The 24,678-nt window shown below is 58.6% G+C and carries 23 protein-coding genes and 1 other annotated feature; of the genes, 17 read left to right on the top strand and 6 right to left on the bottom strand.

Annotated elements, in window-relative coordinates:
- Positions 1–45: 45 nt before the first annotated feature.
- From aspS to ACIQT8_RS05670, 5 genes are all read left to right on the top strand, one after another.
- Positions 46–1,833: an aspartate--tRNA ligase gene (gene aspS / locus ACIQT8_RS05690; RefSeq protein ID WP_138795661.1), complete on the top strand. Its 1,788-nt coding sequence runs from the start codon at positions 46–48 to the stop codon at positions 1,831–1,833.
- Positions 1,834–2,104: 271 nt separating this feature from the next.
- Positions 2,105–3,535, top strand: coding sequence for a cell envelope integrity protein CreD (gene creD, locus ACIQT8_RS05685; RefSeq protein ID WP_400964145.1), 1,431 nt, complete (start codon positions 2,105–2,107; stop codon positions 3,533–3,535).
- Positions 3,536–3,659: 124 nt separating this feature from the next.
- Complete coding sequence (locus tag ACIQT8_RS05680) at positions 3,660–4,130, top strand: aromatic acid exporter family protein (RefSeq protein ID WP_138795659.1); 471 nt, start codon at positions 3,660–3,662, stop codon at positions 4,128–4,130.
- A gap of 135 nt (positions 4,131–4,265) precedes the next feature.
- Positions 4,266–6,371: a methyl-accepting chemotaxis protein gene (locus tag ACIQT8_RS05675; RefSeq protein ID WP_400964143.1), complete on the top strand. Its 2,106-nt coding sequence runs from the start codon at positions 4,266–4,268 to the stop codon at positions 6,369–6,371.
- 77 nt (positions 6,372–6,448) lie between these two features.
- Positions 6,449–6,504, top strand: a sequence feature (sul1 is cis-regulatory element that is thought to sense ions involved in sulfur or methionine metabolism; They are found in Alphaproteobacteria).
- A 73-nt stretch (positions 6,505–6,577) separates the two neighbouring features.
- Entirely contained in the window at positions 6,578–8,059 is a 1,482-nt protein-coding gene (locus ACIQT8_RS05670; protein WP_400964141.1) for a SulP family inorganic anion transporter, read from the top strand.
- A 47-nt stretch (positions 8,060–8,106) separates the two neighbouring features.
- Here the strand turns inward: ACIQT8_RS05670 and ACIQT8_RS05665 are convergent, their stop codons facing one another.
- Entirely contained in the window at positions 8,107–9,297 is a 1,191-nt protein-coding gene (locus ACIQT8_RS05665; RefSeq protein WP_138795656.1) for a hypothetical protein, read from the bottom strand.
- 230 nt (positions 9,298–9,527) lie between these two features.
- Here ACIQT8_RS05665 and parC point away from each other — a divergent pair, with 230 nt between their 5' ends.
- A complete protein-coding gene (gene parC / locus ACIQT8_RS05660; RefSeq protein ID WP_400964139.1) occupies positions 9,528–11,780 on the top strand; it encodes a DNA topoisomerase IV subunit A in 2,253 nt (750 codons plus the stop codon).
- 58 nt (positions 11,781–11,838) lie between these two features.
- Here the strand turns inward: parC and ACIQT8_RS05655 are convergent, their stop codons facing one another.
- The 5 genes from ACIQT8_RS05655 to hemB form a co-directional block, all read right to left on the bottom strand.
- Positions 11,839–12,228 (bottom strand): type II toxin-antitoxin system death-on-curing family toxin, encoded by a 390-nt coding sequence (locus ACIQT8_RS05655; RefSeq protein WP_400964137.1) that lies wholly within the window; start codon positions 12,226–12,228, stop codon positions 11,839–11,841.
- Positions 12,225–12,446, bottom strand: a complete 222-nt coding sequence (locus ACIQT8_RS05650) for an AbrB/MazE/SpoVT family DNA-binding domain-containing protein (RefSeq protein ID WP_400964135.1) — start codon at positions 12,444–12,446, stop codon at positions 12,225–12,227. Before ACIQT8_RS05650 ends, ACIQT8_RS05655 begins: the two co-directional genes overlap by 4 nt.
- 79 nt (positions 12,447–12,525) lie before the next feature.
- On the bottom strand, positions 12,526–13,293 hold the full coding sequence (locus ACIQT8_RS05645; protein WP_400964133.1) for an arginyltransferase: 768 nt from the start codon (positions 13,291–13,293) through the stop codon (positions 12,526–12,528).
- A 117-nt stretch (positions 13,294–13,410) separates the two neighbouring features.
- A complete protein-coding gene (locus tag ACIQT8_RS05640) occupies positions 13,411–13,869 on the bottom strand; it encodes an RDD family protein (RefSeq protein ID WP_138795651.1) in 459 nt (152 codons plus the stop codon).
- A 75-nt stretch (positions 13,870–13,944) separates the two neighbouring features.
- Positions 13,945–14,958 (bottom strand): porphobilinogen synthase, encoded by a 1,014-nt coding sequence (gene hemB / locus ACIQT8_RS05635; RefSeq protein WP_400964130.1) that lies wholly within the window; start codon positions 14,956–14,958, stop codon positions 13,945–13,947.
- 158 nt (positions 14,959–15,116) lie between these two features.
- Between hemB and ACIQT8_RS05630 the strand changes: the two genes are divergently transcribed.
- The 11 genes from ACIQT8_RS05630 (at position 15,117) to ACIQT8_RS05580 (ending at position 24,648) form a co-directional block, all read left to right on the top strand.
- Positions 15,117–15,554 carry a DUF6163 family protein gene (locus ACIQT8_RS05630; protein ID WP_178340573.1) on the top strand — a complete coding sequence of 146 codons (438 nt, stop codon included), beginning with the start codon at positions 15,117–15,119 and terminating at the stop codon, positions 15,552–15,554.
- A gap of 233 nt (positions 15,555–15,787) precedes the next feature.
- Positions 15,788–16,297, top strand: coding sequence for a transcriptional regulator LdtR (ldtR, locus tag ACIQT8_RS05625; protein ID WP_400964400.1), 510 nt, complete (start codon positions 15,788–15,790; stop codon positions 16,295–16,297).
- 318 nt (positions 16,298–16,615) lie between these two features.
- Positions 16,616–17,947, top strand: coding sequence for a murein L,D-transpeptidase (locus ACIQT8_RS05620; protein ID WP_138795647.1), 1,332 nt, complete (start codon positions 16,616–16,618; stop codon positions 17,945–17,947).
- Positions 17,948–18,142: 195 nt separating this feature from the next.
- Positions 18,143–19,432, top strand: a complete 1,290-nt coding sequence (gene glyA, locus ACIQT8_RS05615) for a serine hydroxymethyltransferase (RefSeq protein ID WP_262525219.1) — start codon at positions 18,143–18,145, stop codon at positions 19,430–19,432.
- Between the two features lie 12 nt (positions 19,433–19,444).
- Entirely contained in the window at positions 19,445–19,924 is a 480-nt protein-coding gene (nrdR, locus tag ACIQT8_RS05610) for a transcriptional regulator NrdR (protein WP_138795644.1), read from the top strand.
- Between the two features lie 2 nt (positions 19,925–19,926).
- On the top strand, positions 19,927–21,000 hold the full coding sequence (gene ribD, locus ACIQT8_RS05605; protein WP_400964128.1) for a bifunctional diaminohydroxyphosphoribosylaminopyrimidine deaminase/5-amino-6-(5-phosphoribosylamino)uracil reductase RibD: 1,074 nt from the start codon (positions 19,927–19,929) through the stop codon (positions 20,998–21,000).
- Positions 21,000–21,611 carry a riboflavin synthase gene (locus tag ACIQT8_RS05600; RefSeq protein ID WP_138795642.1) on the top strand — a complete coding sequence of 204 codons (612 nt, stop codon included), beginning with the start codon at positions 21,000–21,002 and terminating at the stop codon, positions 21,609–21,611. The genes ribD and ACIQT8_RS05600 overlap by 1 nt, the downstream gene beginning before the upstream one ends.
- A 59-nt stretch (positions 21,612–21,670) precedes the next feature.
- Positions 21,671–22,303: a LysE family translocator gene (locus ACIQT8_RS05595; RefSeq protein WP_138795641.1), complete on the top strand. Its 633-nt coding sequence runs from the start codon at positions 21,671–21,673 to the stop codon at positions 22,301–22,303.
- Positions 22,304–22,454: 151 nt separating this feature from the next.
- A complete protein-coding gene (gene ribH, locus ACIQT8_RS05590) occupies positions 22,455–22,901 on the top strand; it encodes a 6,7-dimethyl-8-ribityllumazine synthase (protein WP_246705070.1) in 447 nt (148 codons plus the stop codon).
- A gap of 4 nt (positions 22,902–22,905) precedes the next feature.
- Positions 22,906–23,403, top strand: coding sequence for a transcription antitermination factor NusB (nusB, locus tag ACIQT8_RS05585; RefSeq protein ID WP_138795640.1), 498 nt, complete (start codon positions 22,906–22,908; stop codon positions 23,401–23,403).
- A 21-nt stretch (positions 23,404–23,424) separates the two neighbouring features.
- Positions 23,425–24,648 carry an MFS transporter gene (locus ACIQT8_RS05580; protein ID WP_400964125.1) on the top strand — a complete coding sequence of 408 codons (1,224 nt, stop codon included), beginning with the start codon at positions 23,425–23,427 and terminating at the stop codon, positions 24,646–24,648.
- Positions 24,649–24,678 lie beyond the last annotated feature (30 nt).

Here is a 24,678-nt window from a genome sequence, read left to right as displayed (position 1 = left end):
ACGCGATCCATCCGTGTGATCGCCGCTATGTTTCAGGATAACAAAATGCATCGTTACCGCAGCCACACCTGTGCCGCTCTCCGCAAGTCGCATGTCGGCGAGACTGTTCGTCTTTCCGGCTGGGTTCATCGCGTCCGAGATCATGGCGGCGTTCTCTTCATCGACCTTCGCGATCACTATGGCATCACGCAGGTCGTGGCCGATCCCGACAGCCCTGCCTTCAAGGTTGCCGAAACCGTACGTGGCGAATGGGTCATCCGCATCGACGGCTTGGTCAAGGCGCGTTCGGAAGACACCGTCAACAAGGGCATGGCGACAGGCGAAATCGAACTCTACGCACAGGAAATTGAAGTTCTCGGCGTTGCCAAGGAACTGCCGCTGCCGGTCTTCGGTGAGCCGGAATATCCGGAAGACGTACGCCTGAAGTACCGCTTCCTCGACCTGCGCCGGGAAACCCTGCACAAGAACATCGTCAAGCGCACGCAGATCATCTCCGCCATGCGCACCGGCATGGGCGACGCTGGTTTTGCCGAATACACCACGCCGATTCTGACCGCCTCTTCGCCGGAAGGCGCGCGCGACTTCCTCGTGCCGAGCCGTATCCACGAAGGCAAGTTTTTCGCGCTGCCGCAGGCACCACAGCAGTACAAGCAGCTTCTGATGGTTGCCGGTTTCGACCGTTACTTCCAGATCGCACCGTGCTTCCGCGATGAAGACCCGCGTGCTGACCGTCTGCCGGGCGAGTTCTATCAGCTCGACGTCGAAATGAGCTTCGTGACCCAGGAAGATGTCTGGGAAACCATGGAGCCGATGATGACGGCCGTGTTCGAGAAGTTTGCCGAAGGCAAGCCGGTCACGAAGCAGTGGCCGCGCATTCCTTACGACGAAGCGATCCGTAAATACGGTTCCGACAAGCCGGACCTGCGTAACCCGATCATCATGGAAGCTGTGACCGAACACTTCGACGGTTCTGGCTTCAAGGTTTTCGCGAACATGATCGCGTCCAACCCGAAGGTTCAGGTCTGGGCCATTCCGGCAAAGACCGGCGGCTCCAGAGCATTCTGCGACCGCATGAACGCCTGGGCGCAGTCGCAGGGTCAGCCTGGTCTTGGCTACATCTTCTGGAAGGAAGAAGACGGCAAGATCGGCGGCTCCGGCCCGCTCGCCAAGAACATCGGCGAAGAACGCACCGAAGCGCTGCGCACGCAGCTCGGTCTCGAAGCCGGTGACGCCTGCTTCTTCGTGGCTGGCGATCCGGCCAAGTTCTACAAGTTTGCCGGCGAGGCGCGTACCCGCGCTGCCGACGAACTGAACCTGATCGACCGCGACCGTTTTGAAATGTGCTGGATCGTCGACTTCCCGTTCTTCGAATACAACGAAGACGAAAAGAAGATCGACTTTGCGCACAACCCGTTCTCCATGCCGCAGGGCGGCCTGGAAGCGCTGGAAGGTGACGACCCGCTTTCGATCAAGGCTTTCCAGTACGACGCGGTCTGCAACGGCTTCGAAATCGCTTCGGGCTCGATCCGTAACCAGTCGCCGGAACTGATGGTCAAGGCGTTCGAGAAGGTCGGTCTCAGCCAGAACGACGTTGAAGAGCGTTTCGGCGGTCTCTATCGCGCGTTCCAGTACGGTGCTCCTCCGCACGGCGGTTGCGCATTCGGTATCGACCGCGTTGTCATGCTGCTCGTCGGCGCCAAGAACCTGCGTGAAATCACGCTGTTCCCGATGAACCAGCAGGCACAGGATCTGCTGATGAACGCGCCGTCGCCGGCAACGCCGACGCAGCTTCGCGAACTGGCGCTGCGCGTCGTACCGTCCAAGAAGGACTAAGATTTACGGCGCGCGATGCGCCGTAAAAAAGGTCTTGATGAGGGCTGGCGGAAACGCCGGCCCTTGTTGTTTTTGGCTCATGCCAGAAAAGCCGCAAATTGACCGCTGGTTGAACCAGATTTGGTACGCAATCAGTCGAAATCCCTTTTCACAATTCAAAGGTGCATCCGAATCCAGGTGCGGGAACATCAGGGCTCCCAAGGGGCTGGCCTGCCTTCATTCGTGTGTCGCTGCATTGCTAGAAAAAATATTGAAAAGGGACGTTTTACTCATGACTGAAGCGGAAAAAGATCCGTCGCCTCAGACGGGACAGCCTGCCTCCGGCCAGCTACGCGGCAATATCGCCGCCGGCCTGCGCTCGCCGGGCGCGAAATTTCTGATGATCGGGTTCATCTCGGTCGTCCTGCTCGTTCCCCTTTTGCTGGTCTGGGGATTGACAGAGGAGCGTGCCAAGCGGGCAGAAGAGGTATCATCCCGCATCGCGGCCGGTTGGGGCGGAGAGCAGGTGGTGAATGGCCCCTATCTTGCCGTGCCATTTGACGTCGAAAGCCGCCGCGAGGTGGATGGGCGTACGGTTGTCGAGCGCAAGACGCAGTGGGCCCTCGTTATGCCCGAGACGCTGGCCGTCTCTGCCCGCTTCAGGGTCGAGGAGCGAAAGTTCTCCATCTACAGTCTGCCGGTTTATAACAGCAACCTCACGCTCAAAGGCCGCTTTGGCGCGGATATATTGCAGGATCTCGCTCGCTTTTCCGGTACGCCAAGGCTCGATCAGGCCATTCTGGTCATGAACATCAACGACATCACCGGCATCCGCTCGGACGCTGGCGTCAAGATCAACGACGGCGCAGTACTCCCGTTTGACCCGGGAATGCGGGATATCACCGCACCGGTTGCCCGTGACGACTATGGTCAGTTTCTGCTGAAATCCGAAGCCGGTGTTCATCGGGCAATCGGCCAAGATCTCGTCAGCACGGGATTTGCCTTCGATATTGCATTTTCTCTGAACGGATCGCGCAGTTTTGCCGTCGCACCAGCAGGCCAGACGACCAGTTTCTCGGCCAACGCTGACTGGCCGCATCCCGGTTTCGAAGGACTGTTCCTGCCGGAACAGAAGACCGTCACCGCCTCCGGCTTTGAGGCAAACTGGACGGTACCCTATCTCGCCAGGGGCATAGACAGGATTATCGAAGGCAGACAATTGCCGCTTTCCAACAGCCTGATGGCGATCAATCTCGTCGAACCGGTCAAGTTCTATCAGGTCGTGTCGCGCACGCTGAAATATTCGATTGGCTTCATTTCGCTGGTTTTCCTCGCCGTGTTCATCATCGAACTCAGGGGTGGGCGAATGGTGCACTGGATACAATATGTGCTGACGGGGCTTGCGCTGGTGGTGTTCTACGTCCTGTTGCTGGCGCTTGCCGAACATACAGGCTTCACCATCGCCTATGTCGCCTCGTCATTCGCAACAGCGGTGCTGATCGCGTCCTATCTCGGCAGTGCGACGGCAAGCAGGAAGAACGGCATCTCGCTGTTTGCAGCGCTCGCCGGTGCCTATGGCGTAATGTATCTGGTTCTCAACGAAGACGAATATGCCCTGCTGGCAGGTGCGATGATCTCCTTCGTGGCGATTGCCGCGACCATGTATGCGACACGGCGTGTGGATTGGTCGGCGTCCAATACGCGGTCCAACCCGATGACATAACATCATCAGCCTCCGCCCGGCATCTGACCGGGCGGATAGGGTGCTGCCTGCATTGGTAGTGTTGTGGTGACCGGTTGGCTGCCCTATACCTTTGAGATGATGTCGAGAACGGGTTGAGAATGTCATGATGGAAAAGCTGTTCGAACGGGCTCGTGCAGCTTTCACCCGTGCCTTGGCGGCGGCGCTTGCCGCCGCTTTTGCGTTCTGGATCGCGCATAAATTTCTGGGGCACCCGCAGCCTGTCTTTGCCGCTGTCAGCGCTCTCATTTGCCTTGCGCCCGGCATCAGCGATCACTTGAAGCAGGCCATGGGCCTGATGATCGGTGTTACCCTCGGAATTCTGATCGGCGAACTGACGCTCCTTGTTCCGCACGACTATGGCGAAGTCCGCATGGCGGTTGCCACCTTCGCGTCGATGATGCTCGCATCCCTGTTCGGCCTGTCGGCAGTGGTGCCAATCCAGGCTGGCGCATCCGCGATGCTGGTCTTGCTGCTCGGTCCGCAGAGCGCTGGTTTCGTGCGCTTCCTTGACGTTTCCGTCGGCGCATTTATCGGCGTTGCCGTCACAATCCTGTTCTTCAGACAAAAATCCTGACGCTGCGGGTAATACCCATTAAAATTCAGGGGTTTGTCATAAAACCTTCATCCAGATGGCGGCTCCGGTAGAGAACTCCTTAAGCCTTGGCTGGCATTTCATCGCTCGGCGAGAAATGTTTCATCCGGGGGTCGAATGTCTTCTCTGTTTTCCGCGTTCAGAATATCGCATCGCGTGATGATGCTGGCGCTTGTGGCTTTGTGCGGCATTGCCGTTATTGCGGGTACCTTGCTGTGGCAGCGTCAGGCAGAAGCCGATCAACGCGTTGCACAAGAGGTTCTGGCGAAGCAGGATGACGTATTGGTTACGCTGACGGAAGACCTGCGTGAAAGCCTGCTGCACCAGAAGAATTTTCTTCTCGCCAAGGATATGAATGCCGCAGCGGAATTCGATGTCGCCATGACCCGCGTGCAGCAGTCTCTGCAGACCCTTCAAGGCACCTCTGCGCAGCAGCTTCAGGATCAACTTGCCAATCTCGGGCAGGGCACGGCGTCCTATGTTGAACTGGTAAAGGCACTGTTCGCCAGGAATCAGGAGCTTGGGCTCAAGCCCTCCGAAGGGCTGGAAGGTGCCATGCGCAACAGCGTGCACACGATCGAGAAACTTGTCGACAGTGTCGTCAATCCGGAAATCCGCGCCAGCATGTTGATGATGCGCCGGCACGAGAAGGATTTCATCCTGCGACGGGATGCCTCCTACACCGAAAAACACGCCACCGAGGTGGAAACCTTCAAGGGCCTGATCAAGCAGGAATATCGTCCCGGTGCCGACCGTCAGCGCATCATGGACGCACTGGAAATTTACACGGCATCCTTCCGTTTTTACGCTCAGGCCACGCTCGATGAGCAGAAGGCGCGCGAGACTGCGACGAATGCCTATAATGCATTGCAGCCGGTCGTGGCGACGATCGCCTCTGCCTATCAGGATGAGCGGACAGCCAATGCCATCGAAAACCGGCGCGCGGCGGAAACGACCGTTTCGATCGTGATCGGCTTTATTGCTCTTACCGTCGTCACCCTGTTTGCCGGCGTCTATTTCATCGGCCGGTCGATCACCCGTCCGGTTAACGCGATCACAGGTGGCATGCGGCTCCTAGCTGGCGGCGAAACCGGCTTTGCCGTACCCGGACTTGGCCGCAGGGATGAGTTCGGCGCCATGGCTGGTGCGTTGGAAGTGTTCCGCCAGTCGGCCATCGCCAAGGCTGAACTCGAGGCCGAGGCGTTGGCCGCACGCGAACAGGCTGAGCAAGAGCGGCTTTACATTCAACGGAGCGCCGAAGCGGAGGCGCAGGCCCGATTGATGCAGGCAACGACAGGCCTCGCATCCGCGTTGCAGCGCCTTGCCGCCGGTGACCTGTCTTTCGAACTGAACGAACCCTTCGCACCGGATTTCGAAGCGCTTCGCCACGATCTCAACCAGACCCTGCAGCAGCTTGATGCCGTCATGTCGGGCGTCGTGCAGTCAAGCATGGTGATTGACGGCGGCAGCCAGGAAATCAGCCACAGCGCGGAAGACCTGGCACGTCGTACGGAGCAGCAGGCAGCATCACTCGAGCAGACCGCCGCAGCACTGGATGAATTGACCGCCAACATCCGCATTTCCGCCGACCGGGCGATGGAGGCGCGTTCGATTGCGATATCGGCCGATCAGGATGCGAACCGAACCGTCTCGCTTGTCAACGACACCATCGGCGCCATGGAGAAGATCGAGCAGTCTTCCGGCAAGATCGGCAATATCATCGGCGTGATCGACGAAATCGCCTTCCAGACCAATCTTCTGGCGCTGAATGCCGGTGTCGAGGCAGCCCGCGCCGGTGAGGCCGGGCGTGGCTTTGCCGTCGTCGCCCAGGAAGTTCGCGAACTTGCGCAGCGCTCGGCGCGCGCAGCCGGAGAAATCAAGGCGCTGATCCAGACCTCCGCCGACGAAGTGGCGGAAGGCGCCCGTTACGTGCGTGAAACCGGCGCGGCCCTGTCGCGCATTGGCGGCTCGGTGAAGTCGATCAATGACCACATCGAGGCAATCGCCGCCGCAACCAAAGAGCAGTCGCTGGGGCTCGGTGAGATCAACACCGCCGTCAATCATCTTGATCAGGGCACGCAGCAGAACGCTGCCATGGTTGAGGAGAACAATGCCGCCAGTGCCGTTCTGGCAAACGAGACGGCGCGGCTCAAGGAGCTGGTATCGCTGTTCCAGCTCAGCGGTGTGCGGGCGTCCGACGACAGGATGCGGCACGCGGCCTGATTGAGCCGGATCGAAAACAAAAAGCGGGCGCAAAACTTGTCGCCCGCTTTTTTGACGTTTATAGCTTGGTTACTCACCACGGACCCGGTGAAATTCCGGGTGGCTCTTCTGGCCGCCGATCCGCCAGACAACGCAAAGCACCGACGACATTTTTCGATCTACCGGACATGGCTCCGGCCGGTGCATGTTTCTTTGCGAAAAATCATATGAACACGTTTCAAGCCTACAAACGCGAATGGTTTCACAACATTCGTGGCGACATTCTTTCCGGTATTGTCGTCGCGCTAGCCCTTATTCCCGAGGCAATCGGATTTTCCGTCATTGCCGGCGTCGATCCGAAGGTCGGTCTTTTCGCCTCCTTCGCCATTGCCTGCGTGTCCGCCTTCACCGGCGGCCGCCCTGGCATGATTTCGGCGGCAACTGCAGCCACCGCCGTGCTGATGGTAACTTTGGTCAAGGAACACGGGCTGCAATATCTCTTTGCTGCAACGATCCTGATGGGCGTGCTGCAGATCGCCGCCGGTTTTGCCAAGCTTGGCAGGGTCATGCGGTTCGTATCCCGTTCGGTCATGACCGGCTTCGTCAACGCACTGGCGATCCTGATTTTCATGGCACAATTGCCGGAACTGATCGGTGTAACAGTCCAGACCTATGTGATGATCGCGGCCGGTCTGGCGATCATCTATCTGTTTCCGATGATCACCAGGGTCATTCCGTCGCCGCTCGTCGCCATCGTCGTTCTGACATGCGTTGCAGTATTTTCCGGGATGGATATCCGCACTGTCGGCGATCTCGGAGAGTTGCCTTCGGCCTTGCCGGTCTTCGCCTTGCCACAGGTGCCACTCACCTGGGAAACGCTGCAGATCATCTTCCCTTATTCCTTCGCTCTCGCTGCGGTGGGTCTTCTCGAATCCCTGCTGACGGCACAGATCGTCGACGACATGACCGACACCGGCTCCAACAAGAGCCAGGAATGCATCGGGCAGGGGGCAGGCAATATCGCCTCTGCCCTGATCGGCGGCATGGGCGGCTGCGCCATGATCGGCCAGTCGGTCATCAATGTCAGCTCCGGCGGCCGTGGCCGCCTTTCCACCTTCGTGGCTGGCGCGTTCCTTCTCTTCCTGATCCTCGTGCTCGACGATCTCGTCCGTATCATCCCGATGGCGGCGCTTGTTGCGGTCATGATCATGGTCTCCATCGGCACCTTCTCCTGGCGTTCGATCCTTGATCTGCGCCGCAATCCGCCATCCTCCAGCATCGTCATGCTGGTGACGGTTGGCACGGTGCTGGCCACCCACGATCTGGCCAAGGGCGTGCTTGCGGGTGTGCTGCTCTCGGGCGTGTTCTTCGCCGGCAAGGTCGCCAAGCTGTTCCATGTCCGCTCCGAGCTTGTCGATGACGGGCAGGGACGCGTTTACCGCGTCGATGGCCAGATCTTCTTTGCGTCGACGGAAAGCTTCATCGCCGCCTTCGATTTTGGCGAGGAGGTCAAGACGGTGACGATCGATGTCTCAGAGGCGCACCTCTGGGACATATCGGCGGTAGGTGCGCTCGACAAGGTCGTGTTGAAGTTCCGCAAGAACGGCAAGACGGTGGAGGTTGTCGGGCTCAATGCGGCAAGCGCGCACATGATCGACCGGTTCGCGGTGCACGACAAGGCGGACGGCGCGGCACTTTCGCCACATTGAACAACGCAATAAAAAAGCCCCGGGAAACCGGGGCTTTTCTGTCTGTCTTATTCGTTTGCCGTGACCGTTACACCCAGCATCTTCGGGAGCGTGTTCGGTGCGCCCATCGCCGCACCCATGAGCATCGGGAACGGAACCGGGCTTTCCGGCTCTGCCGTGATGGTCAGGTTCTTCGGGTCGTCGACATAGGTGTTGATTGCCGTCGAGACCATGTTCTGCAGTTCCGGCACATTGAGCGAAGCCAGCATCAGCGGTGCCATGCCCTTGATCGTCTGGGCAAGCTGGTCGCCCGTCATCCCCTGCTGGGTTGCCGCATAATCGATGGCGCGCTTGGTGATGCTGGCGTCCTCGAAGCTGACTTCCGCATTGATAAAGGAAAGCTGCTGCATCAGGCCGAGCATGGCAAGGCTGGCGGCCTGCTGGGCCTGTTCCTTGTTCGGGTTCTCGGTCTGTGCCTTCACCGCTTCCTGCATCGACTTGATGAAGGGGAGCGTATAGCCCGAGAAACCGAACGATATGTTCAGGCGTCCAACGTTGTCGAGGTCGAGTGCATATTCCTCAACATCGATCGTGCCGGAAGAAACTTCCCAGCTTCCGCTCATGGTCATCGCACCGGAGATGGACTGGAGATTGAGCTTCTCGACAGCATCCTTGGTGCTGGGATCTTCGATGCCGCTGAGGTCGGCCTTGAAGCCAGTGGCGTCGAAATCGAAGCTCATCGTGTTCTTGTCATCACTCAGAGACATGGTGGCGGTGCTTTCCTTCAGCGCGAAAGCTTCCTTGCCGCCAAGGGTCACCGAAACCGGGCCGCTGTGGGCCTCGTCGTAGAACATCAGTGCCTCGATCGTGCCGGTCGTCGCATCGGCCGGAATGGTCAGGCCCGACATGTAGATGTCACTTGCCTTGATCGACACGTTGTCCTGATTGTAGTCGACATTGCCGAAGCGTGCGGTTTCGATCTTGTAGCCGCCGTTGTTTTCTTCCACGCCTTCCAGGGTGATCGTGCCAACCGGGATCTTGCGCGAAGGATCGCTGGCTGCCGCAAAGGTCACGTCACCCAGCGTCACGGTAGAACCGTTGACGACGGTGGACTGTGCGCTGATTTCGCCGCCCTGTGCGCTGTAGGCGGCATTGATCTTCTTCAGAACATCGGCGCCATCAAGCGCAAAAGCTGGCGCGGAGAGCGCGAGAACGGCCGCGCTCGTGAAAAGAACTTGCCGGGTGAATTTCAGTTTCATGATGTTTCTTCCCTTGAACCGCAGACTCGCGCGGTATTATCGACATCGATAGTGGCATTTATATTCGCGATTAATCAAAGGTCTACCGGATTTCATCTCTCCCACAGGGGATGCCCACTGCGGCGATTGGAACGCAGTTAACAAAAAACTGACGAATGACGGTACTTTCATCCACAGTGGAAACCCCGGCAATTCTTGCCGGGAATCGCCATTTCCGCTAGTCAAGCGTCATGGGAAAAAATCTTGTGCCTCCGTCCGGCGGAGACGATAACATTCATCCGGTTGATCTCAAGGCTGCGCTTGAAGAGCGTTACCTTGCCTACGCGCTGTCGACGATCATGCATCGCGCGCTGCCGGACGTTCGCGACGGCCTGAAGCCGGTGCATCGCCGCATCGTCTACGCCATGAGTGAAATGGGTCTGAGACCCCAGTCCGCATTCCGCAAATGCGCCAAGATCGTTGGTGAAGTGATGGGTAACTATCACCCGCATGGCGACCAGGCGATTTACGATGCGCTGGCGCGTCTGGCACAGGACTTCTCTCTGCGCTACCCGCTGGTGGACGGTCAGGGTAACTTCGGCAACATCGACGGCGATAGCCCTGCCGCGATGCGTTACACCGAAAGTAAGATGACGGCAGTCGCCGAACTCCTGCTTGAGGGTATCGATCAGGATGCCGTCGATTTCCGCGACACCTATGACGAATCCAATTCGGAACCGGTCGTGCTGCCGGGCGCATTCCCGAACCTGCTGGCAAACGGCGCTTCGGGCATTGCGGTTGGCATGGCAACGTCGATCCCGCCGCACAACGCCCATGAACTGTGCGATGCGGCGCTTTATCTCATCAAGCATCCCGATGCGACGGTGGAAAAGCTGGTCGAGTTCGTTCCCGGTCCTGACCTGCCGACAGGCGGCGTCATTGTCGAAAGCCGCGAGAGCATTCTCGATGCCTACAAGACCGGCCGTGGCGGTTTTCGCGTGCGCGCCAAGTGGGAAACGGAAGATCTCGGTCGTGGCGGTTATCAGATCGTCATCACCGAAATTCCATTCCAGGTCCAGAAGTCGCGCCTCATCGAAAAGATCGCCGAGCTGCTGATTGCCCGCAAGCTGCCGCTCCTTGAAGATATCCGCGACGAATCTGCCGAAGATGTGCGTATCGTGCTGGTTCCGAAGAACCGCACAGTCGATGCCACGCTGCTGATGGAATCGCTGTTCCGTCTTTCGGATCTCGAAAGCCGCCTGCCGCTCAACATGAACGTCCTGTCGCTCGGCAAGGTGCCGAAGGTCATGGCGCTAAACGAGGTGCTGACGGAATGGCTGGCACACCGCAAGGACGTGCTGATCCGCCGTTCCCGCCACCGGCTTGCCGCGATTGATCGCCGCCTTGAAATTCTTGGCGGTCTGCTGGTCGCCTACCTCAATCTTGATGAGGTGATCCGCATCATCCGCGAGGAAGACGAGCCGAAGCAGGTGATGATGGCCAAGTGGTCGCTCACCGACCTTCAGGCCGAAGCCATCCTCAACATGCGCCTGCGCAATCTGCGCAAGCTCGAGGAGTTCGAAATCCGCAAGGAGTTCGACGAACTCAGCAATGAGAAGGCGGAAATCGAAGCTTTGCTCGGTTCGGATGAAAAGCAGTGGCAGACGATCGCCTGGGAAATCGGCGAAGTTAAAAAGAAATACGCCAAGGCAACCGAAATCGGCCGTCGCCGCACGCAGTTTGCCGATGCGCCGGATGCCGACATCGAAGCCATCCAGCAGGCTATGATCGAAAAAGAGCCTGTAACCATCGTCATTTCGGAAAAGGGCTGGATCAGGGCGCTTAAGGGTCACATCGCCGACACGTCTTCGTTGACCTTCAAGGAAGGCGACGCACTGAAGGTGGCATTCCCGGCCCAGACCACCGACAAGCTTCTGCTGCTGACGACGGGTGGTAAGGCCTATACGCTCGGTGCGGACAAGCTGCCTGGCGGTCGCGGCCACGGCGAACCGATCCGCATCATGGTCGATATGGAGAACGATCAGGATATCCTGACCGCCTTCGTGCACGATCCATCGCGCAAGCTGCTGCTCGTCTCGACGGCGGGTAACGGCTTCATCGTGCCGGAGACGGAAATGATCGCCAATACCCGCAAGGGCAAGCAGATCATGAATGTCTCCATGCCGGATGAGGCGAATCTGATTGTGCCTGTGACGGGTGACCATGTTGCTGTTGTCGGTGAAAACCGCAAGCTCCTGGCGTTCCCGCTTTCGCAGGTTCCGGAAATGTCGCGCGGCAAGGGCGTTCGCCTGCAGCGTTACAAGGACGGCGGCGTGGTCGATGTGAAGTGCTTTGCGCTGGCCGACGGCCTGAGCTGGTCGGACAGTGCCGGCCGCGTCTTCACCAAGGTCGGCGAAGAATTGCGCGAATGGCTGGCAGATCGCGCCACCGCCGGACGCACCGTACCAAAGGGCTTCCCGCGCAGCGGCAAGTTCGGCGGGTAAGGGCCACGCCTCATCATATCGTTTAATGGCGCCGCATATCCAGGATATGCGGCGTTTTTCATTTCACCGGCAAGGTATGATCCCTAAGAAACCGCGTCGCACCTTCTTCATCAATCTTTCCAGCAGCGATATCCAGGACAAAAGCCACGATATCTGCTTGCTCGGCCACGATCTCGTAGCCGTTGATAAAAAGGAAAGTGTAGGCGGCCAGGAACGCGATACGCTTGTTGCCATCAGAAAATGGATGATTGCGCGCTAGGCCGTAGAGATAGCCTGCGCCCAGCTTGACAATATCGCTCTCACCATAGGCTGCCTTATGCAGCGGACGAGCCAGAGCCGCTTCCAGGGCATTCGCATCCTTTAATCCCGGCAGGCCGCCATGTTCGGAGATCTGTTCCCTATGCATGATTTCAATGGCGGCACGCGACAGCCATTTCACCTTGGTCACTTGGCCAGTTCTTTCAAGGCGACATGGTATTTCTTCATACCACGTCGCGCTGCCTCAAGTTGTTCGCCAAAATCCTCTTGCTCCGGCACGAGTTCAATACTGCCAGAAGATTCTTTCAGTTCGAAAGTATCGCCAGCCTTAAGACCCATGCGTTCAAGAACCTCTTTCGGGATAATGATACCCTCCGAATTGCCGATCTTGCGGATTGTGACGTTCATGACGAAAGCTCCGGTTATAACGCCGTTATAACACGACCGACAGGGAGGCTCAATCAGCCCCGTTCAAGCTCGATGAACTCTATTCCGCCTGCTCACTCGGCGGCGTGTAGCGCTCCCAACCGCGTGGGGTCAGGTGTTCCTGCGGATGATAGCGGGTTTTGTAGCCCATCTTCTCCGAACCATCGACCCAGTAGCCGAGATAGACATGCGGCAGGCCAAGTGTACGGGTGCGCTCGACGTGATCGAGGATCATGAACGTGCCGAGCGAGCGCTTCTCCAGAGCGGGATTGAAGAACGAATAGACCATCGACAGTCCGTCGCTCATCACGTCGCTCAGGGCGACAGCCAGCAGTTCTCCGCGCTTGCTGGAATCGATGCCAGACCCCGGTTCGCGCAGACGATATTCGATGATGCGGGTGTTGACGTGGGTATCCTCGACCATGATTGCATAATCGAGCGCCGACATATCGGACATGCCACCCGACTGGTGGCGGCTGTCGAGATAACGGCGGAACAGGGCAAACTGTTCGGTGGACGGTTCTGCGGGATGGACCGTGGCAACGATATCGCTGTTGGCGGACAGGACACGCCGCATCGATTTCGTCGGCTGAAACTCTGCCGTCAGAATGCGGACCGAGACGCATGCCCGGCAGTTTTCGCAGGCCGGGCGATAGGCGATGTTCTGGGAACGTCTGAAGCCGCCTTGGGTCAACAGGTCGTTCATTTCCGAGGCGCGCGGTCCCACCAGATGGGTGAAGACCTTTCGCTCCATCTGATTTGGCAGATATGGGCAGGTGGCCGGTGCCGTCAGATAAAATTGAGGAGAGGGCGTCGTCTGCGTGTTCATCGAACCGTGATCGCCTCCTTCGCCTGTCACATAGTGTCACAGAATGGCAAAATGCCGCAAAACGTCAACCACGAGATGCGGCATCAAGCCTATTTGAACGCCGTGATTTTACGGGTTTTAACGGGTTCTGACGACAACGGTGCCCAAAAGGAAGTCGTGAACCAGTCTGGAGCGCTCGGTAAACAGGCCCGCAAGCAGGATCAGCGGCGTCAGAACCGAGTTGATGACCCAGAAAAGCACGATGTGAACCGTGGCAAGCAGGAAGTCGATTCGCCGACCGTCCAGCCGCGCCATGGCAATGCCCATAGCGCGCATGCCGGGCGTCGCCTGCGACAGGCCACCAAGCGAGATGCCGAAATAGAGCACGGCAACGATCACGAACAGCGCCGGATAGAGGAACCATCCGAGGCCGAGTGTGATGACGCCAAGAAAGAACACGATCACCGCCGCGGGAATGCAAAGAAGCAGCACGATGGCGTAATCGATCAGAAACGCAAACACACGCCTGCTCAGCACGCCGCTATATGCGCGCCAGTCGTCCGGTGCGATATAGGTGGGATTCTGTTCAAGGCTCATCGGCGGTTGTCTCCTGATAATGTCAGCAAACAATATGGGGACGAAACCGCCGAATACAATAAGCCCGCCGTGCCGTCAGCTCTTGGCCAGTTTGCGTGCCGCCTCAACGGCGAAGTAGGTCAAAATGCCGTCGCATCCGGCGCGCTTGAAACAGAGCAGCGTTTCCATCATGACGCGGTCGCCGTCGATCCAGCCGTTCATTGCTGCGGCTTTGATCTGCGAATATTCGCCGGAGACCTGATAGGCGAAGGTCGGAAGACCGAACGCCTCTTTCAGCCGCCAACAGATATCGAGATAGGGCAGGCCGGGTTTGACCATCAGCATATCGGCGCCTTCCTCGACGTCGAGGGCCGCGTCGCGCATCGCTTCCGTGCCGTTGGCCGGGTTGATGTAATAGCTGTTCTTGTCGCCCTTCAGCAGGCCGGCGGTCGAAATCGCCTCGCGATAGGGACCATAATAACCCGACGAGAACTTGGTCGCGTAGGACATGATGCCAACGCCCTGGTGGCCGGCCGCATCCAGTCCGCGACGGATCGCACCGACACGGCCGTCCATCATTTCGGATGGAGAGATAATGTCCGATCCGGCATCGGCCTGAAGAATGGCAGCCTTGACGACCTGTTCGACGGTTTCGTCATTGACGATCTCGTCGCCGCGAAGAATGCCGTCGTGGCCGTGGCTGGTGAAGGGGTCGAGCGCCACATCGGTAATCATGCCGATGTTCGGCACGGCTTTCTTGACGGCAGCCGTGGCCTGATTGATCAGGTTGTTGGCGAGAAGGGCGTTGGAACCGGTCTCGTCGCGCAGTTCCATTTCAATGTTGGGGAATGTCGCGATAGCGGGGATGCCGAGATCGGCGGCTTCCTTGGCGGCCTCGACAAGCTTGTCGACGCTCATGCGGTTGACGCCAGGCATGGCAGGGATGGGGTCCACGATGCCCGTACCCGGAACGATAAACACCGGCCAGATCAGATCGTCGACCGTCAGGCGGTTTTCCTGAACCATACGGCGCGTCCAGTCGGCCTTGCGATTGCGCCGCATGCGGCGGTGGCCGGTAATCTCGTCGACCAGATGGGTTTTGTTCTGCATGAGAGAATGTCCTTCCAAATCCGGACTGCTCCATAACACGAAGGACGCGCCGTGCGAATGCGACAATCGATCCCGGTTGAGCGGATGTTTTTGACAAGGCATGGGCAAAGAAACAATATGGGCTGTTCGCCCGCTTATTGAGACCGTATCTTCCGGCCATGGAACCTGATTCTCAACCACAGCCGAAACGCCCGCTTACCGGGATACTCTACCTGGTCTTCATGCGACTGGTCGCCGTTTCGTGTTTCTGGTTCGGCCTGCAATATTGGGCAATGCTCACCGGCTATTCGCTCGGCGGTCACGGACGCTTTGATCTTCTGAACCTTCCCTGGCGCGTGGCGGGCACCGGACTTGCCATGGTTTTCCCGGTTGCTGCACTTGGGCTCTGGCTTGGTGCCTCCTGGGGGGCGGCCATGTGGGTCATCGGCGCTGGTACTCAGATCGCCATGTATAAGGTGTGGCCGCATATCTTCGGTGCAAACACTCTCGTTCCTGTTTTGCACGGCCTCGTGGCAACCGTTTATATACTATTTCTGGTCGCTTTCTGGCTGGATGCGCGTCAGAACGAAGAGCGCGCAAGAATTGATTTACCATAAAAAGAAAGCAATTTGGCCCGTTTCCAAGGCAATTTTCTATCTTAAGTATTTGATTTTTATAGGTTCTAGCTAGGGCAGTCCAGGATTGCCACAAGTTCGGTGCGATCTGAACAATGCAGGTAAGCATTTGTTAATCGTACGTTTTAAGTAGAATTTTATGCGCATTGCTTAGGTTCTCACTCAAGGCGGGAACAAACAAACACACCGCCAAACAAAACAGTGAGGCAGTTATGATCAATACCAAAGCAAAGCCGCAGGCTATCGTCGCTGACGTACAGGAAGAAACCATCCGTTCGCTCTACATGGAGTCGCTGCACCTGGTTGAGCGTCTTCACCGCCGTCTGCTCGATGTCATCAAGGACGAGTTCGATCGTCAGGGTCGCGATGACGTCAACGCAGTTCAGGCACTCCTTCTGTTCAACATCGGCAACTCCGAACTGACCGCCGGTGAACTGCGTTCGCGCGGTTACTACCTCGGCTCGAACGTTTCCTACAACGTCAAGAAGCTGGTCGACCTCGGTCTCATCAACCACCAGCGTTCGCGTGTCGACCGTCGCTCGGTTCGCATCAGCCTGACCGAAAAGGGCCAGCAGATCGCCGAAACCGTTGCCCGCCTTTATGAACGCCACGTCGGCTCGATCGAAAAGGTCGGCGGCATCGGCACCGGCGAATTCGCCGAAATGAACAAGCTACTGCAGCGCCTCGACCGTTTCTGGAACGACTCGATCGCATATCGCCTGTAATTTCGATTGCAGTTTTCTTCAAAGCCGGACGCAAGGCGATTGCGTCCGGCTTTGCGTTTCGCCTTGTTTTACAGTGCACACAGCTTCGTGAGAAAAGGGCTGGTGACACGAATTGGCCATATTGATATGGGACCGGCAAAGACGAAGGAGCCGGCGGTTTCTCCTGTTTTCTCGGCATGGCCAGATTGTCGTGTCCGACCGTTATCGAAGGCAAGAGCGTAACGAGTATTTCCGGCCGGCAGACGCGTTGTACGTGTTTGTTAATCATATTGCTTTAGGCATCGTTCAGATTGCCTGATAGAGTGGCTGGTAGGTAAAATGACAAAGAAATCCGTTTCCGATCCCGTGTCCCGTCGCGCGCTTCTGCGCTCGGCCGTTTCCGTTGGCGCTGTTGCGCTGGCTGCGCCCGCTTTGGCGCAGGATGCGCTGAACGACCTGATGGGTTCTTCCCGTCGTGGCAACTGGGACGACCAGTTCGATGCGAACACCTCGCGTTCGGCGGTTGGCGTTGTTTCCAACAATCCGGTTCTCGGTTCGGAAGCGCCGATCTACATGCAGCAGGCGATTATGCAGTATCAGCAGATCGTTCAGAACGGCGGCTGGCCTGACGTTCCGACAAGCCAGCAGCGTCTCCAGATCGGTGTCAGCGACCCTTCCGTTCAGATTCTGCGTCAGCGTCTGATGGTTTCTGGCGATCTGCCGCGTGAAGCCGGCATCTCCAGCGCATTCGATTCTTATGTGGATGGCGCGCTGAAGCGTTTCCAGGCTCGTCACGGTCTGCCGGCAGATGGCGTGATCGGCGAATACACCACCAAGGCTCTGAATGTTTCGGCGCAGATCCGTCTGGCGCAGCTTCAGACCAACCTAGTGCGCATCGATTCCATGTCGGGCGATCTCGGCCAGCGTCACCTGATGGTCAATATTCCGGCTGCGTCCATTGAAGCTGTGGAAAATGGCCGCGTCGTTCTGCGCAACACGGCCGTTGTTGGCCGCGCCAGCCGCCCGACGCACGTCATCAATTCCAAGATCTACGAGGTTATCCTCAACCCTTACTGGACTGCGCCGCGCTCGATCGTCGAAAAGGACATCGTGCCGTTGATGCAGAAGGACCCGACCTATCTGGAGCGGAACAACATCCGCCTCATCGATGGCAAGGGACAGGAAGTTTCGCCGACGACGGTCGACTGGTTTGCGCCGAAGGCTCCGAACCTGATGTTCCGTCAGGACCCGGGCAAGATCAACGCCATGTCGTCGACGAAGATCAACTTCCACAACCCCAACAACGAATACATGCACGACACGCCGCAGCAGGGCCTGTTCAACAAGCTGATGCGTTTCGAATCGTCCGGCTGCGTCCGCGTGCAGAACGTGCGCGACCTGACTTCCTGGCTGCTGCGCGACACGGCAGGCTGGTCGCGTCAGGAAATGGAACGCGTCATCGCATCGCGCGTCAGCACGCCGATCAAGCTTGCACAGGAAGTGCCGGTTTATTTCGTGTACATCACTGCCTGGTCGGCGAAGGACGGCGTTGTTCAGTTCCGCGACGACATCTACGGCAAGGATGGCAATGCCGAACTGGCGCTCAACACCACGAGCGGCATGGAACAGCCTGCCGGTTCCGTGGACGACGATCTGCTGCCGCGCAACTAAGCGAATTTCGCCTGAGTTTGAAAAGACCGCGCCCTTCCGGCGCGGTTTTTTGTTTGTGCGGCCGATTTCGCCGAAAGGAAATGTCGTTTTTTGCGGTCACGTCGCAGTTTGACGGGCAAATCTCGCTGTCCGTATTGCTCTTGAAGGGGGAGGGCGCTAAGACGCCTTCGCATTACTGTTTCAGGAGCCTTCACCATGTCGAACACAGATGCTTTCTTCTCCCGTCCGCTTGCCGATGTCGATCCGGAAATTTTCGGCGCGATTGAGAAGGAACTCGGTCGCCAGCGCCACGAGATCGAACTGATCGCCTCGGAAAATATCGTCTCCCGCGCTGTGCTTGAAGCGCAGGGTTCGATCATGACCAACAAATACGCTGAAGGTTATCCAGGCAAGCGTTATTACGGCGGATGTCAGTTCGTTGACATCGCGGAAGAGCTGGCGATTGAACGCGCCAAGAAGCTGTTCGGCGTCAATTTCGCCAACGTCCAGCCGAACTCCGGTTCGCAGATGAACCAGGCGGTGTTCCTCGCGCTTCTCCAGCCGGGTGATACCTTCATGGGTCTCGATCTGAACTCGGGTGGTCACCTGACGCACGGTTCGCCGGTCAACATGTCTGGCAAGTGGTTCAACGTCGTGTCTTACGGCGTGCGCGAAGGCGACAACCTGCTCGACATGGACGACGTTGCTGAAAAGGCTCGTACCCACAAGCCTAAGCTCATCATCGCCGGCGGCACGGCCTACTCCCGTATCTGGGACTGGAAGCGTTTCCGCGAGATCGCTGATGAAGTCGGCGCTTACCTGATGGTCGACATGGCGCACATCGCCGGTCTGGTTGCCGGTGGCCAGCATCCGTCGCCGTTCCCGCATTGCCACGTTGCCACGACGACGACGCACAAGTCGCTCCGCGGCCCGCGCGGTGGCGTTATCCTGACCAATGACGAAGATCTGGCCAAGAAGTTCAACTCGGCTGTCTTCCCTGGCCTCCAGGGCGGTCCGCTGATGCACATCATTGCCGCCAAGGCTGTTGCCTTCGGTGAAGCGCTGCAGCCGGAATTCAAGGACTACGCCGCGCAGATCGTCAAGAACGCCAAGGCACTGGCAGAAACGCTGATCGCTGGCGGTCTCGATGTCGTTTCCGGCGGCACCGACAACCACCTGATGCTGGTCGACCTTCGCAAGAAGAACGCAACCGGCAAGCGTGCGGAAGCAGCCCTCGGCCGCGCCTACATCACCTGCAACAAGAACGGCATCCCGTTCGATCCTGAAAAGCCTTTCGTGACGTCGGGTGTTCGCCTTGGCGCACCGGCCGGCACGACGCGCGGCTTCAAGGAAGCTGAATTCCGTGAAATCGGCAAGCTGATCGTCGAGGTTCTCGACGGTCTCAAGGTTGCCAATTCGGATGAAGGCAATGCTGCCGTTGAGGCTTCCGTACGCGAGAAGGTCGTTGCTTTGACCGATCGCTTCCCCATGTACCCGTACATGTAAGAGAGGAACGAGATGCGCTGCCCTTTTTGCGGTTCTGAAGACACGCAGGTCAAGGACTCTCGTCCGGCGGAGGATAACACCTCCATTCGCCGGCGGCGCATCTGCCCCGATTGCGGCGGCCGCTTCACGACCTATGAGCGCGTGCAATTGCGCGAGCTGATGGTTATCAAGAAAAGCGGCCGCAAGCTGCCGTTCGACCGGGAAAAGCTGGTGCGATCTTTCGAGATCGCGCTGCGCAAACGCCCGGTTGATCGTGACCGGATCGAACGTGCCGTCTCGGGCATCGCCCGTCGTCTGGAAAGCTCCGGCGAGACGGAAATTCCATCGGAAGAAATCGGCTTGCAGGTTCTCGAAGCGCTGAAAAGCCTCGATGACGTCGCCTTCGTGCGGTACGCCTCGGTCTATCGCGATTTCAGCCACGCCGAAGACTTCGAAAACGTCATTGCCGAGATCAACGCGAAGATTGCGCGTGATACGGAAGGCGGGGTCTGAACGTGACGACCCGTGCCGATGACGAAAGATTCATGGCGCGGGCGATCGACGTTTCGCTGCGCCATCAGGGTCAGACCGAAACCAATCCCTCTGTCGGCTGTGTCCTCGTCAAGGACGGCCAGATCATTGCCGAAGCCGTAACCGCAATCAGCGGTCGTCCGCATGCCGAGCGTCAGGCGCTTGAACTGGCAGGCGAGGCGGCGCGCGGTGCGACGGCCTATGTCACTCTCGAACCCTGCTCGCACTGGGGCAAGACACCGCCCTGCGCCAATGCGCTGGTTGACTATGGCGTGGCCCGTGTCGTCGTTGCCGTTGATGATCCCGACGAGCGCGTATCGGGCCGCGGCTACGAAATTCTGCGCGCCGCCGGTATCGTGGTCGAAACCGGTCTGCTGCGTGAAGAAGGCGAGCGCGCACTTGCCGGTTACCTCACACGCAAGGTTAAAAATCGCCCGCATGTGATTCTGAAGCTTGCGGTTTCTGCAGATGGTATGATCGGCCGTCGGGGCGACGGACAGGTGGCGATCACCGGCCCGGAAGCGCGCCGCGCCGTGCATGAACTGAGGGCGCGTTGCGACGCGATCCTTGTTGGCATCGGTACGGCGTTGGCCGACGATCCCGAACTGACCGTGCGTATCGAGGGCCTCGAGCAGCGCTCGCCCGTTCGCATCGTTCTCGATCGCCGGCTTGAGTTGCCGTTGACCTCGAAGCTGGTAACAACGGCGGGGAACGTGCCGGTGATTGCGGTGACACCCGAGGCACCCCTCGATGCATCTGTCGCGCTTCAGGGTGCCGGCGTTGAAATCCAGCAAGCCTCGACGCTTGATGACCTCCTTCACGCTTTAGCGGAACGGGGCATGTCGGAACTGCTGGTCGAAGGCGGCGCCTCTGTCGCTCGCGCATTCCTCGAGGCTGGTCTCGTCGATCGTATCATGCTGTTCGAAAGCCCGGTGGTGGTGGGCGAAAACGGGGTTGAAACGCCGCTTCGTCGTGCCGATATCCCGGACGATTATCTGCTTGTCAGCGAAACCGCCTATGGCGCCGACCGCTGCTTCGATTTTGAAAGGCCGCTTTGATGTTTACCGGAATTGTCACCGACGTTGGAACCGTGTCCGAACTTGAGGCCCTGCCGGAAGGCGTACGCCTTCGCGTGGCGACCAATTACGACCCCAAGACCATCGACATGGGCGCATCCATTTCGCATGGCGGCGTTTGCCTGACAGTGACGAAACTACCCGATACCGGCAGCAACGAGCGCTGGTATGAAGTCGAAGCCTGGGAAGAAGCCCTGCGCCTGACGACGATCGCAAGCTGGCAGAAGGGTACGCATGTCAACCTGGAACGCGCGCTGAAGATCGGCGACGAACTCGGCGGCCACATTGTCTCCGGCCATGTCGATGGCAAGGCGGAAATTCTGTCGGTCGAATCGGAAGGTGAAGCGGTTCGCATTCGTCTTCGTGCGCCCGAACATCTCGCAAAGTTCGTCGCGCCCAAGGGTTCTGTCGCGCTCGACGGCACCTCGCTGACCGTCAACGCGGTCGAGGGTGCAGATTTCGACGTTCTCTTGATCCGTCACACGCTGGCCGTCACCACCTGGGGCGAGCGCCAGCCGGGCGATTTCGTCAATTTCGAAGTCGACACCATGGCACGTTACGCCGCACGTCTGGCCGAATTCCCGTCGAACTGACGGGAATGGTGCCGTTCAGCGGTGCGACGTGAGTACGGTCGAGGAGAGGGGATTTCGACATGCCGTCATTGGAAGTGCTGACCGCGTTTTTTGTCACCACCGCCTTGTTCGCCTATATTCCAGGTCCCGCCATGCTTTATGCGGCGGCGCAGACCATGGCGCGCGGACGGTTTGCCGGGCTGATGGCGGTTCTCGGCATCCATGTCGGCTGCTACTTCCACATTTTTGCGGCATCCGCCGGTCTGTCGGTCCTGTTTCAGGCGGTTCCATGGCTCTATCTCGCAGTTAAGCTGGGTGGCGCCCTGTACCTGATCTGGCTCGGTTTCTCGATGCTGCGCAGCAAGCTTGAAGGTGAAAACGTCAATCTTGCCATCGAGCCGAAATCGGCGAGACGCGCCTTCATCGACAGCATCATCGTCGATGTTCTGAACCCCAAGACTGCGCTCTTCTTCCTGGCTTTCCTGCCGCAGTTCGTTGATCCCTCGGCTGCTTTTCCTGTCTGGCTGCAATTCCTGATCCTCGGCATCGCCGTCAATTTCATCTTCTCTTCTGCCGATCTGGTCGGTGTGCTTCTGGCTGGCGCTATGGTCGGACGGTTGAAGCGTTCGAGTGCGGTTCAAAGGTTCGCCAAACGTGCGGCCGGAACGGTTCTGATGGGGCTTGGCGTTCATCTGGCCTTCCAGAAAAGCTGATCGAAACGGTCAAAACCTGGCCTGCAATGTCCCCGCAAAGCTGCCGGGTGGGGCAGCCATGCGTTAAAAATACTTGCCAAGAACGGCAAGCCGTGGTTTGACCGCCCCAAAAGCCGGTTTGATCCGGCGCGAACCTTTTCAGGAAAATCCCATGTCCAAGCCTCATCTTCTCATCGTGGAAGCACGTTTTTACGATGATATGTCCGATGCTCTTCTTGATGGCGCCAAGTTTGCGCTCGATGAAGCCGGTGCGACCTATGACATCATCACCGTTCCCGGTGCTCTCGAAATCCCGCCGGCAATCGCCATGGCGCTCGACGCGGCGGACAATGAAGGCACGGAATATGACGGCTTCGTTGCTCTCGGCATGGTCATCCGTGGCGAAACCTACCACTTCGACATCGTTTCGAACGAGTCGTCCCGCGCTCTGATGGACCTCGCTGTCAGCGAATCTCTCGCCATCGGTAACGGCATCATGACCGTCGAAAACGACGATCAGGCCTGGGCTCGCGTTCGCCGTTCCGACAAGGACAAGGGTGGTTTTGCCGCTCGCGCCGCGCTGACCATGATCGAACTCAAGAAAAAGCTGGGTGGCTGAACGCATGTCGAACGTTGAAAACGGCGGCGCACCGCGCCAGCCTTCGGTCAAGCCCGTCAACCAGCGTGGCGCTGCGCGTCTTGCCGCTGTGCAGGCGCTCTACCAGATGGATGTCGGGGGCACCGGCGTGATGGAAGTCGTTGCGGAATACGAGGCGCATCGTCTCGGCCAGGAAGTCGATGGCGACACCTACCTCAAGGCTGACCCGTCCTGGTTCCGCTCGATCGTATCAGGCGTCGTTCGCGACCAGACGAAGATCGATCCGATCGTTCGCTCCGCCCTTCTGGAAGACTGGCCTTTGTCGCGTCTCGACGCCACGGTGCGCGCCATCCTTCGCGCCGGCGCTTTCGAGATTCTTGAGCGCAAGGACGTACCGGTTGCCGTTGTCGTGACCGAATATGTTGAAATCGCCCGCGCCTTTTTTGCGGAAGACGAGCCGAAGCTCGTCAATGCGGTGCTTGACCGTATTGCCAAGCAGGTTCGCGGCGAGACAAAACGCTGACTATGAGAATGTGAGGAAGACATGAGCGCAGTACCCGCCACCGGACTTGAGACTCAACTGGTTGCGGCGAAGCGGAATGTCTTTCTGCTGACTGTGGCGCAGGCGATCATGGGATCGGCTGCGCCTTTGAGTTTTGCGGTGGGGGGCCTTGCCGGCTACCAGCTTCTCGGAGCGGACAAATCGCTGGCAACAGCGCCGCTCACCGGCTTCAATCTCGGTGTGGCACTTGGCGCCATCTGCGTTGCCTTCGCCTCCCGCTTTCTGGGACGCAAGGCGGGCTTTATCGTTGGCGCGCTGATGTCCTCGACAGGCGGCGCGGTAGCGGCACTGGCACTTTTCCGTTCGGAATTCTGGCTTTTCGCATTCGGCCTGCTGCTGATCGGTATTTCCGGTGGCTTTACCCAGAAGATCCGCTTTGCGGCGGCCGACGCCTCTCCATCCTTTTACAAGCCCAAGGCCATCTCGTGGATTTTGGGCGGCGGCATCGTTTCCGCCATCGTCGGGCCGCAGCTTGCGATTTTCGGCAAGGATATTCTGGCCCCCGTGACCTTTGCCGGAGCCTTTCTGGCGCTGGTGCCGCTCGGCCTTGCCGCCATCGCCGTTCTTGCCTTCCTGAAGCTGCCGGATCTGAAAGCCTCGGCAAGTGCGGCGGAACCTGCGCGCCCGCTTTCGGAAATCGTCAGTTCGCATCGTTTTATTACCGGCATGGTCTGCGGCATTGGCAGTTATGCGCTCATGACCTTCATGATGACCGGTGCGCCGCTTGCCATGGTCATCGGTTGCGGTTTTCCTTCCGAACTCGCCACGCTTGGCATCCAGTGGCATGTGATTGCCATGTTCGGGCCGAGCTTTTTTACCGGCATGCTGATTTCCCGCTTTGGCGCTGAAAAGATCGTCGCCACCGGTCTGATCGTGCTGATGGGCTGCGCCATCGTTGCGCATATGGGCATTGAGCTTTGGAACTTCTGGGCGGCGCTCATTCTGCTTGGCCTTGGCTGGAACTTCGGTTTCATCGGCGCGACCTCGATCATCACCTCCTGCTATCGCCCGCATGAGGCCGACAAGGTGCAGGGTTTCCACGATATCGTGCTGTTCGGCACCGTGGCGCTCTCGTCCTTCTCGTCCGGCAAGGTGTTCACGGCCTGGGGCTGGTCGGTCATGAACCTCGTCATCTGGCCTGTCGCGGGGCTTTGCCTTCTGCTGGTCCTTTCGCTTCTGCTGAGCGGCAGAAAAAAGACCGCGTGACGGCCCGGCGCAGCTTGCGCCACGCTGAAC

The organism is Agrobacterium sp. NPDC090273, assembly GCF_044772305.1.
Classification (GTDB): Bacteria; Pseudomonadota; Alphaproteobacteria; order Rhizobiales; family Rhizobiaceae; genus Agrobacterium.
The sequence above is the reverse complement of the archived record's forward strand: the minus strand, read 5'-3'. Positions and strand labels throughout refer to the sequence as shown.

Coding starts and splice junctions, on each gene's coding strand:
- ACIQT8_RS05645 (WP_400964133.1), bottom strand. CDS start 13,293: ATGAACACGCAGACGACGCCCTCTCCTCAATTTTATCTGACGGCACCG.
- ACIQT8_RS05620 (WP_138795647.1), top strand. CDS start 16,616: ATGACAAAGAAATCCGTTTCCGATCCCGTGTCCCGTCGCGCGCTTCTG.
- ACIQT8_RS05670 (WP_400964141.1), top strand. CDS start 6,578: ATGAACACGTTTCAAGCCTACAAACGCGAATGGTTTCACAACATTCGT.
- ACIQT8_RS05665 (WP_138795656.1), bottom strand. CDS start 9,297: ATGAAACTGAAATTCACCCGGCAAGTTCTTTTCACGAGCGCGGCCGTT.
- ribH (WP_246705070.1), top strand. CDS start 22,455: ATGTCCAAGCCTCATCTTCTCATCGTGGAAGCACGTTTTTACGATGAT.
- aspS (WP_138795661.1), top strand. CDS start 46: ATGCATCGTTACCGCAGCCACACCTGTGCCGCTCTCCGCAAGTCGCAT.
- nusB (WP_138795640.1), top strand. CDS start 22,906: ATGTCGAACGTTGAAAACGGCGGCGCACCGCGCCAGCCTTCGGTCAAG.
- ACIQT8_RS05650 (WP_400964135.1), bottom strand. CDS start 12,446: ATGAACGTCACAATCCGCAAGATCGGCAATTCGGAGGGTATCATTATC.
- ACIQT8_RS05640 (WP_138795651.1), bottom strand. CDS start 13,869: ATGAGCCTTGAACAGAATCCCACCTATATCGCACCGGACGACTGGCGC.
- ACIQT8_RS05600 (WP_138795642.1), top strand. CDS start 21,000: ATGTTTACCGGAATTGTCACCGACGTTGGAACCGTGTCCGAACTTGAG.
- ACIQT8_RS05630 (WP_178340573.1), top strand. CDS start 15,117: ATGGAACCTGATTCTCAACCACAGCCGAAACGCCCGCTTACCGGGATA.
- ACIQT8_RS05680 (WP_138795659.1), top strand. CDS start 3,660: ATGATGGAAAAGCTGTTCGAACGGGCTCGTGCAGCTTTCACCCGTGCC.
- ACIQT8_RS05675 (WP_400964143.1), top strand. CDS start 4,266: ATGTCTTCTCTGTTTTCCGCGTTCAGAATATCGCATCGCGTGATGATG.
- parC (WP_400964139.1), top strand. CDS start 9,528: ATGGGAAAAAATCTTGTGCCTCCGTCCGGCGGAGACGATAACATTCAT.
- ACIQT8_RS05580 (WP_400964125.1), top strand. CDS start 23,425: ATGAGCGCAGTACCCGCCACCGGACTTGAGACTCAACTGGTTGCGGCG.
- nrdR (WP_138795644.1), top strand. CDS start 19,445: ATGCGCTGCCCTTTTTGCGGTTCTGAAGACACGCAGGTCAAGGACTCT.
- creD (WP_400964145.1), top strand. CDS start 2,105: ATGACTGAAGCGGAAAAAGATCCGTCGCCTCAGACGGGACAGCCTGCC.
- hemB (WP_400964130.1), bottom strand. CDS start 14,958: ATGCAGAACAAAACCCATCTGGTCGACGAGATTACCGGCCACCGCCGC.
- glyA (WP_262525219.1), top strand. CDS start 18,143: ATGTCGAACACAGATGCTTTCTTCTCCCGTCCGCTTGCCGATGTCGAT.
- ACIQT8_RS05595 (WP_138795641.1), top strand. CDS start 21,671: ATGCCGTCATTGGAAGTGCTGACCGCGTTTTTTGTCACCACCGCCTTG.